Raw genomic sequence first — 8,289 nt, forward strand, 5'->3', positions numbered from 1 at the left:
GAGTCCACGTCGTGGTAGCTACCGTCCACCAGGGCGGCTTGGACATCCACCAGGGGGTAACCCGCCAGGACGCCCGAATCCAGGGACTCCCTGATCCCTTTCTCCACCGCGGGGACAAACTCCCGGGGGATGACGCCGCCCACGATCTTGTTGACGAACTCGAAGCCCGCGCCGCGCTCTCTTGGCGTCAGCTCCAGCCAGACGTCGCCGTATTGGCCGTGGCCGCCCGACTGGCGAACAAACCGGCCCTGGGCTCTGGCGGGGACGGTGATGGCCTCTCGATACGCCACCTGAGGACGGCCGACCGTGGCTTCCACCGAAAACTCGCGCCGCATCCGGTCCACCAGCACGTCCAGGTGCAGCTCGCCCATGCCGGATATGATGGTCTGGCTCGTCTCCGCGTCATGGCGGACTAAGAACGTCGGGTCCTCGTCAGACAGCTTGGAGAGGGCTTCCGCCAGCTTCTCCTGGTCGGCTCTGGTCTTGGGCTCGATGGCCACCGAGATGACAGGCTCGGGGAATTTGATGGTCTCCAGCATGACCGGGTTCTCCGGGTCGCAGAAGGTGTCACCTGTGAAGGTGGTCTTCAGCCCTACGGCGGCGGCGATGCCTCCCGCGTACACAGCGTCCACCTCCTCCCGGTGCTGGGCGTGCATTTGGACCAGACGGCCCAGGCGCTCCTTGTTGTCTCGGGTGGAGTTGTAGACCCCCGCTCCGGACTTCGCGGTGCCGGAGTAAACGCGGAAGAACACAAGTCGGCCCACGTACGGGTCGGTCTGGATTTTGAAGGCCAGAGCGGCCACGGGAGCGTCATCCTTGGGCTCACGAACCACAGACAGACCAGTCCGCGAGTCAATTGCGTATACCGCCGGTACGTCCGCGGGTGACGGCAGGTACTCCACGACGGCGTCCAGCAAGAGCTGGACACCCTTGTTTTTCAAAGCGGAGCCGCAGAGGACAGGCACAAGGAGGCTTTTCGTGGTCGCAGCGCGCAGGGCAGCTTTCAACTCAGGGATGGAGATGGGCTTGCCCTCTAGGAACTTCTCCGTGAGCTTCTCGTCCGTCTCGGCCACCTTTTCCACCAAATGCGCGCGCCACTTGGCGACTTCGGCCTGGTATTCGGCAGGAACAGGCTCCTCGACAGGCGGCAAAGGCTCGTCGCCCTGGTAGACGTAGGCTTTCTGCTCAATCAGGTCAATGGAGCCCTTGAACTTGTCTAGCGTGCCCAGAGGTATCTGGATAGGCACCGGGTTGGCGTGGAGGCGGTCTATGATCGTCTGGAGCGTATGGAAAAAGTCCGCTCCGGGGCGGTCCATTTTGTTGACGAAGCAGAGCCGGGCGACGTGGTACTTGTCCGCCTGGCGCCATACTGTCTCGGACTGAGGCTCCACGCCTTGGGTGCCGTCGAAGATGACCACGCCGCCGTCCAGAACCCGCAGGCTGCGCTCGACCTCCGCGGTGAAGTCCACGTGGCCGGGCGTATCAATGATGTTGATGCGGTAGCCCTTCCACTCCGTCGTGGTCGCGGCGGCGGTGATGGTGATGCCGCGCTCGCGCTCCTGGGGCATCCAGTCCATTACGGTCGTGCCTTCATGGACCTCGCCCAGCTTGTACGTTTTGCCCGTGAAGAAGAGCACGCGCTCGCTGACCGTGGTCTTGCCGGCGTCAATGTGGGCTATGAATCCGATATTTCGGAGTTTTTCGATGGGCAAAGGTCTAGACATATTATTTCAATTAGCTAGGAAGCTACTCCAGCCTCTCAGGTGTTTTACCAGCGATAGTGGACGAAGGCGCGGTTGGCCTCTGCCATCTTGTGCAGGTCCTCGCGCCGCTTGATCGCGGACCCCTGGCCCCGCGCGGCATCAGTGATCTCCGCCGCCAACCGTTGAGCCATGGGCTTGCCCGTGCGGGCGCGGGCCCCGCCCAACAGCCAGCGAATGGCCAGGGCAAGGCGTCGCTCGGGCCGGATCTCGACGGGGACCTGGTAGGTGGCGCCGCCCACGCGGCGGGGCTTCACTTCCAGGAGAGGCGTGACGTTCCGGATGGCCTGCTCCAGCGCGTCCAGAGCGGGCTTCTTGGTCTCTTTCTCCGTCATGTCCATAGCTTGGTAAACGATGCGCTCGGCCACGCTCTTCTTGCCCTGCATCATCACTTTGTTGATAAGCCGGGCAACGAGCACGCTGTTGTGCCGCGTATCGGGAGTAACAGTTCTTGGTACAGCTTTTCGACGACGCATGTTCTTGTCCTACTGGGCCGGGGCCGGAGCGGCGGTCTCTCCGCCACCGGCGGGCGCGGCGGCACCCTTCCCCTTCTTGGCCCCATACTTGCTGCGGCCCTGGCGGCGGTTCTGCACGCCTGCTGAGTCTAGGGTGCCGCGGATAATGTGGTAGCGGACGCCCGGCAGGTCAGGGACGCGGCCGCCTCGAAGCAGGACCACCGAGTGCTCCTGCAGGTTATGGCCCTCGCCGGGAATGTATGCGGTAACCTCTACCTGGTTCGTCAGGCGTACACGGGCGATCTTACGGAGCGCCGAGTTCGGCTTCTTGGGGGTCATGGTGCGCACCTGTATGCACACTCCCCGCTTTTGGGGCGAACCCTTGGCAGTGAATTTACGGTTCTGCTCAAGGGCGTTGTGCCAAACGCGCAACGCCGGGGCCTTGCTTTTCCTGCGGGACCCCTTGCGACCCTTCCGTACGAGCTGGTTTACCGTTGGCATGAGCTAGTCTCCTGACGAAATGCACAAAAACTTATGATACCTGGAAAACCGCTCGTTGACAAGCGAGCAGCCAAATAGAAAAGTTATCATGTTTGCCTCTGAATGTCAAGGTTGTGGGAGCGAGTTTTTACCGAAAGGCCAAAAGGAGAGCGCGTTCACTCTACACCTGCCAGGAGGTCTATTGTATCTATGAAGTAGAGGAGAGGCGGCTGGACTCCCCTTTCATCAACAGACTCGCGGGACTGGGAACGTGTCCACGACTCGTTCCGCCCGCACTGTTCCCTGTTTCACATGTACTGGATAGGTGCATCCCTTTTCAGTCATGGCTCTAACTGCTATACTCTGTCGGGTTATCCTGCGTTCATAAGGAAGGAAGCATTTCTCTATGCCGGCCATAGCGGTTGTGGGTGGACTCTGGGGCGACGAAGGCAAGGGGAAGGTCATTGACCTTCTGGCAGAGAAGGCCAAGTATGTCGTGCGGTACGGCGGCGGCAACAACGCCGGCCATACCGTCATGAACCAGTACGGCAAGTTCAGCCTGCACCTTGTTCCCGCAGGCATCTTCCAGCCCCATGCTACGTGCGTCATCGGCAACGGGGTCGTAGTGGACCCCAACGTGCTGCTGCAGGAGATGGACATGCTCGGGAAGGCGAAAATCGACACGTCTCGCCTGATGGTGAGCAGCCGTGCTCACGTTATCATGCCCTATCACATCCTTTTGGATGGCCTGGAGGAGGAGCGTCGAGGAAACTCGGCTATCGGCACAACCCGCATGGGCGTCGGCCCCGCGTATGTGGATAAAGTGGCCCGCATGGGCATCCGCGTGGGCGACCTGACCGATCGCAAGGCCCTGCCGGCCCGGCTGCGTCCCATTCTGGAGTACAAGAACGCCATCCTGACCAAGGTGTACGGAAAGCTGCCCGTCTCCCCGGAGGAGATTTACGAGAAGTGCTGCCTGTACGGGGAGCGTCTGGCCCCGTATATCCGCGATACGGAACAGGTCCTGTACGATGCCCTGGAGCGCGACGACCTGGTGCTGCTGGAAGGCGCCCAGGGGACGCTGCTGGACCTGGACTATGGGACGTATCCGTTCGTCACGTCCTCCCATCCCGTGGCGGGCGGCGCCGCCGTGGGTGCGGGTGTCAGCCCCGGGCGCATCTCCCAGGTCATCGGCATCTACAAGGCGTATGCCACCCGCGTGGGCGGCGGGCCGATGCCCACGGAGTTGAGCAACAGCCTGGGTGAGACCATCCGGCAGCGGGCGTGGGAGTTCGGCGCCACGACCGGCCGGGCGAGGCGCTGCGGCTGGTTCGACGCCGTGGCCGGCCGTTTCAGCAACATGGTCAACGGCTTCACCTCCGCGGTGCTCACGCGCCTGGACGTACTGGACATTCTGCCCACGGTGCGCATCTGCGTGGCGTACCGGGTGGGCGACCGGACGATTGACACCTTCCCCGGCGACGCGGTTACCCTGTCCCGCTGCGAGCCTGTATATGAAGATATGCAGGGCTGGCTTACTGACACCAGCCACGCCCGCTCGTATGACGCTCTGCCGGAGCGGGCGCGCGCCTACGTCAAGCGTCTTGAAAAGCTCATACGCTGTCCAATTGACATAATTTCCATAGGTCCGCGTCGCGAAGAGACGATCATCGTCCGGCAGACCTTCTAGGTCTTTCGCGAGAGCATGCATATCCGCTCATGGATCATGGACTCTTCGTTGCCATCGAGAAGAGTCCATGAGAGACGCCTCTTGTGCGTGAGTGGAGCGACGCCCTCGCCCGCGCGCCGGGCGGACGTCTCCTTCATGCGTCTTCCTTCTTTTTCAAAGCGAATGACGGCGCAAATGCCGGCAGTTTACACAGACGCTTGATTTTGCGGGCCTCTTGCGTCTAAATTAGAGCAGCACGGAGGCGCCTTTGTGGCGTCGGAGGATGCCGGTGATCACCCATCTGGCCGTGGGATACGACGGAGTAGGCAAAGAGCGCCTGGATGCCCTTCACCGGGTTGTCCACGCGCTGAAGTCCGAGCAAGACTTGTCCGCTATCCTCCAGGGCGCCGCCGACGTCAGCCGAGAGGTCGCGGGCGCCCGTCACGCCGCCCTTGTCACGCTCGACCAGCGGGGGCAACTCATCCGGTTTATCACTTCCGGGCTGACCAAGGAGGAGGTCGCCGGTCTGGGTCCAACAACGGAGGTGCGGGGACTCATTGGTTCCGTTATCCGTGACCGTCTGCCCATTCGTCTCCCGGCTCTGGAATTGCAGAACACGCTGACCGGATTTCCCCCTGGCTATCCGCGCATCAGCAGCTTCCTAGGTGTGCCGCTGTCCTCTCACACCAGGACGTTCGGCGGGCTGTACGTCACGAGCAAGGACGAGGCCCCCAGCTTCAGCGCGGAGGACGAGGAGCTGCTGCTCCTCCTGGCCTCTCACGCCTCCATCGCTATCGAGAGCGCCCGCTTGTACGCCATGGCGCAGCGGAGCGCCCGGGAAGCGCAGGCCTTGTATGAGGTGGGCAAGTCGCTGAACCGCTCCCTCAGTCTGGATGATGTCCTCCAGCGCATAGTGCAAGCCGCTGCAACCATTCTGCAGGCGGACAAGGCTCAACTCTTCGTCCTGGACGAGGCGAAGGGAGTGCTCCGCGCCCGTGCGCTCTACGGCTTCATGAAGCTGACGCCCCGTCTCTTGACCATCCGCCTGGGGCAGGGGCTTATCGGCCGAGTACCCGGGACCGGTCAGAGCATAGTGGTGCAGGATACATTGCGACGTAAGGAAGTCATCCGGTGGATTGTTCTTAAAGAGGGCATCCGGTCGCTGATTCACGTGCCCATCCGCATCAATCAGCGGGTCTACGGCGTGCTCAGCGTCAACTACCTCAGGCCTAACGCCGTGCCGGACAGGGCCCAGTTTATTCTGGAGTCCCTGGCGGACCAGGCGGCCACAGCCATTCAGAACGCCCGCCTGTACTCCCAGGTGGAGCGGCTGGCGCGCGGAGAGGAGCGCGACCGGATCGCTCGCGACCTGCACGACAGCGTCATTCAGGAGGTCTACGCGGTTGGCCTCTCTCTGGAGACGTGCATTGACTCCGTGGAGCGGGAGCCGGACAAGGTCAAGGTGGAGCTGCAATCGGTGGTCCAGCAGCTCAACCGCGTCATCAAGGACATTCGCGCCTACATCCACACCCTCCGGACGGGAGTGGTGCCCCGCAAAGACCTGGTGCGCTCCCTGGAGGAGATGGTGGAGGAGATGCGCGGCCGCGCGCCGTTCCACATTGAGTTCACCAGCAGCCCCAAGTCCGTCCCTGAGCTGGCGTCTTATCAGGTGCATGACTTACTGCTCGTCGCTCAGGAGGCGCTCGCCAATGTCCTCAAGCACGCGCGCGCCGCGCGCGTGGACATGGCGCTGACCTCCGGCGAGGGAAGGCTCACGCTCAGCATATGGGACAACGGTGTCGGCTTTGACCCGCGCCTGGCGCGCGGGAGGGCCCAGCACGGCCTTCAGAACATTCGCGCCCGAGCGCGGCGGCTCGGCGCGGCCCTGCGCGTGGACGCGGCGCCCGGCAAGGGCACCCGCCTGGTGCTCCGCCTTCCGCTTCCCACTTCTCCCCCAGGACAACGCCGATGAGCGCGCAGACAGAGATACGCATCTTGCTGGTGGACGACCATGAAGTCGTGCGGCGCGGGCTGCGGACACTTCTCATGCGCAAAGGGGCGTTCGTCGTCATAGGAGAGGCAGGCTCCAAGTCGGAGGCTATTCGGGAGGCGGCGCGGCTGCAGCCGGACCTTGTGATCATGGACGTGCGGCTGCCCGATGGCACGGGAGTGGAGGCGTGCCAGGCCATCCGCACCCAGAACCCGAACATCAAGGTCCTGATGCTCACGTCCTTCCCCGACGAGGAGTTCCTGTTTTCGTCTATTCAGGCCGGCGCCGCTGGCTATCTTCTCAAGGACATCAAGAGCGACGAGTTGGTGGCGGCCATTCGAAAGGTTGCGGCGGGCCAGTCCCTCATTGACCCCGCCATGACTCAGAAGCTCCTGGAGCGGTTAATGTCCCCCCAACCCTCCCGGCCCCAGGACAGGCTCTCTATCCTCTCTCCTCTGGAGTACCGTATTCTGGAGCTAGTGACGGAGGGCAAGACCAATAAGGAGATTGCCGAGAAGCTCCATCTGAGCGACAAGACCGTCAAGAACTACGTCAGCACCATCCTCAGCAAGCTGGATGTGAACCGCCGCGCCGAGGCGGCGGCCTACCTGGCGAGCCATCGCCGGGAGGGGAGCGGGTCCTCCAGCTAGCCATCGTGCAGGTCACACACAGGGGATTAGGGCCGAATGGCCCCCGTAGGATAGGGCCATTCGGCCCTAATGTTGTGTTCCATCTGGCTGCAAAACAGGTGACTCTTGCACCTTATTTCGTTCTCAATACGGGCTTAAACTGATGGTGTCAGCATAAGAACAGATGACAGATGACGGAGGAGCGGTGAACCATCTGCGGGTCTTCATAGTGGACGGGTACGAGCCGGTGCGTGAGAAGCTCGCCGCCCGACTATCGAAGTCAGGCCTCCAGGTCATCGGGCATACCGGCAACCCGGAGGAGGCTGTTCGACTGACGCAGACACTGGCTCCGGATCTGGTGCTGGTGGACATCAGGAGCATGGCGAGCAGCGGCGCGCCGGCCCTGTGCGCAAATCTGGCGCGCGTGCAACCAAAGACGCCTATCGTCATCTTGACGTCATATGTGGACGATGAGGTTCGGGTGCTGGGCACGGAAGCGGGCGTCAGCGCCTGCTTGCAGAAGACTATCGGCTCGCGGGACCTCGCGAAAAATCTAAAGAGCATCGCAACACAACATCGGAAGGCTCAGTTGTTCGAAGGGAGGTAAGCCATGATCCAATTCAGAAGCTGCCCACGGTGCAAAGGGGACCTGCACATGGACTGGGACGACTACGGGATGTTCCTGAACTGTCTCCAGTGCGGATTCTACCGGGACCTGTCTGACGAGGAGATCGCAGGCATGAAGCGCAGCAAGGTCAAGGGCCTGGTGCTGCAGCGGGTCCGCGTGTAGGCACTGTACAACTATCGAGGCAAAATAGGGCTGGACGGAAAAGGAGGCTACTATGGCACAGACTGCTAAGGAACCCAGATCCGTCACATTTGCCACAGACCCGCCCCTGGCCCAACGGCTCTTCGCCACCTCCGAGTTCGCGTGGCTCTGGATGATCGCCCGCATCTGGCTTGGCTACCAGTGGTTCATCTCCGGGTCGGGCAAATTGGGCAACCCCGGCTGGATGGACACCGGAGCAGCGCTCAAGGGCTACTGGACCAATGCGGCCGCCATCCCCGCAACCGGCAGGCCGCCCATCGTGTTCGACTGGTATCGGGACTTCATCAAGTTCCTGTTGGACAGCGGCTCTTACGTGTGGTTCGCCAAATTGATAGCCGTGGGAGAGGTACTAATCGGCGTCGCCCTTATCATCGGAGCGTTCGTGGGCATCGCCGCTTTCCTGGGGTCGCTCATGAACTGGAACTTCATGATGGCCGGCTCCGCGAGCACGAATCCGATGCTCTTCGCCGTGGCCAC

At 62.2% G+C, this 8,289-nt stretch carries 10 protein-coding genes; 6 read left to right on the forward strand and 4 right to left on the reverse strand.

Going from position 1 to position 8,289, the window contains the following annotated elements; all coding sequences use genetic code 11:
* From fusA to rpsL, 3 genes are all read right to left on the reverse strand, one after another.
* Positions 1-1,724, reverse strand: a 1,724-nt coding sequence (gene fusA / locus Q7T26_13120; GenBank protein ID MDO8533082.1) for an elongation factor G, incomplete at its 3' end; no start/stop codon positions are given.
* A gap of 44 nt (positions 1,725-1,768) precedes the next feature.
* Entirely contained in the window at positions 1,769-2,236 is a 468-nt protein-coding gene (gene rpsG, locus Q7T26_13125) for a 30S ribosomal protein S7 (protein ID MDO8533083.1), read from the reverse strand.
* A gap of 9 nt (positions 2,237-2,245) precedes the next feature.
* A complete protein-coding gene (gene rpsL, locus Q7T26_13130) occupies positions 2,246-2,716 on the reverse strand; it encodes a 30S ribosomal protein S12 (GenBank protein MDO8533084.1) in 471 nt (156 codons plus the stop codon).
* Positions 2,717-3,101: 385 nt separating this feature from the next.
* On the opposite strand from rpsL, the gene Q7T26_13135 reads away from it, so the two are divergent.
* Entirely contained in the window at positions 3,102-4,385 is a 1,284-nt protein-coding gene (locus tag Q7T26_13135) for an adenylosuccinate synthase (GenBank protein ID MDO8533085.1), read from the forward strand.
* On the opposite strand, the gene Q7T26_13140 is transcribed toward Q7T26_13135, so the two are convergent.
* Complete coding sequence (locus tag Q7T26_13140; GenBank protein ID MDO8533086.1) at positions 4,382-4,522, reverse strand: hypothetical protein; 141 nt, start codon at positions 4,520-4,522, stop codon at positions 4,382-4,384. The two genes, Q7T26_13135 and Q7T26_13140, sit on opposite strands and share 4 nt — an antisense overlap.
* Before the next feature lie 131 nt (positions 4,523-4,653).
* Between Q7T26_13140 and Q7T26_13145 the strand changes: the two genes are divergently transcribed.
* The 5 genes from Q7T26_13145 to Q7T26_13165 all read left to right on the forward strand — a co-directional run.
* Positions 4,654-6,336, forward strand: a complete 1,683-nt coding sequence (locus Q7T26_13145) for a GAF domain-containing sensor histidine kinase (GenBank protein ID MDO8533087.1) — start codon at positions 4,654-4,656, stop codon at positions 6,334-6,336.
* Complete coding sequence (locus tag Q7T26_13150; protein MDO8533088.1) at positions 6,333-7,004, forward strand: response regulator transcription factor; 672 nt, start codon at positions 6,333-6,335, stop codon at positions 7,002-7,004. Before Q7T26_13145 ends, Q7T26_13150 begins: the two co-directional genes overlap by 4 nt.
* A gap of 163 nt (positions 7,005-7,167) precedes the next feature.
* Positions 7,168-7,590, forward strand: a complete 423-nt coding sequence (locus Q7T26_13155; GenBank protein MDO8533089.1) for a response regulator transcription factor — start codon at positions 7,168-7,170, stop codon at positions 7,588-7,590.
* 3 nt (positions 7,591-7,593) lie between these two features.
* Positions 7,594-7,773 (forward strand): hypothetical protein, encoded by a 180-nt coding sequence (locus Q7T26_13160; GenBank protein ID MDO8533090.1) that lies wholly within the window; start codon positions 7,594-7,596, stop codon positions 7,771-7,773.
* A gap of 52 nt (positions 7,774-7,825) precedes the next feature.
* Positions 7,826-8,289, forward strand: a 464-nt coding sequence (locus Q7T26_13165) for a DoxX family membrane protein (GenBank protein MDO8533091.1), incomplete at its 3' end; no start/stop codon positions are given.

Source organism: Dehalococcoidia bacterium (genome assembly GCA_030648205.1).
Classification (GTDB): domain Bacteria; phylum Chloroflexota; class Dehalococcoidia; order JAUSIH01; family JAUSIH01; genus JAUSIH01.

Coding starts and splice junctions, on each gene's coding strand:
- rpsG (MDO8533083.1), bottom strand. CDS start 2,236: ATGCGTCGTCGAAAAGCTGTACCAAGAACTGTTACTCCCGATACGCGG.
- rpsL (MDO8533084.1), bottom strand. CDS start 2,716: ATGCCAACGGTAAACCAGCTCGTACGGAAGGGTCGCAAGGGGTCCCGC.
- Q7T26_13135 (MDO8533085.1), top strand. CDS start 3,102: ATGCCGGCCATAGCGGTTGTGGGTGGACTCTGGGGCGACGAAGGCAAG.
- Q7T26_13140 (MDO8533086.1), bottom strand. CDS start 4,522: ATGAAGGAGACGTCCGCCCGGCGCGCGGGCGAGGGCGTCGCTCCACTC.
- Q7T26_13150 (MDO8533088.1), top strand. CDS start 6,333: ATGAGCGCGCAGACAGAGATACGCATCTTGCTGGTGGACGACCATGAA.
- Q7T26_13155 (MDO8533089.1), top strand. CDS start 7,168: ATGACAGATGACGGAGGAGCGGTGAACCATCTGCGGGTCTTCATAGTG.
- Q7T26_13160 (MDO8533090.1), top strand. CDS start 7,594: ATGATCCAATTCAGAAGCTGCCCACGGTGCAAAGGGGACCTGCACATG.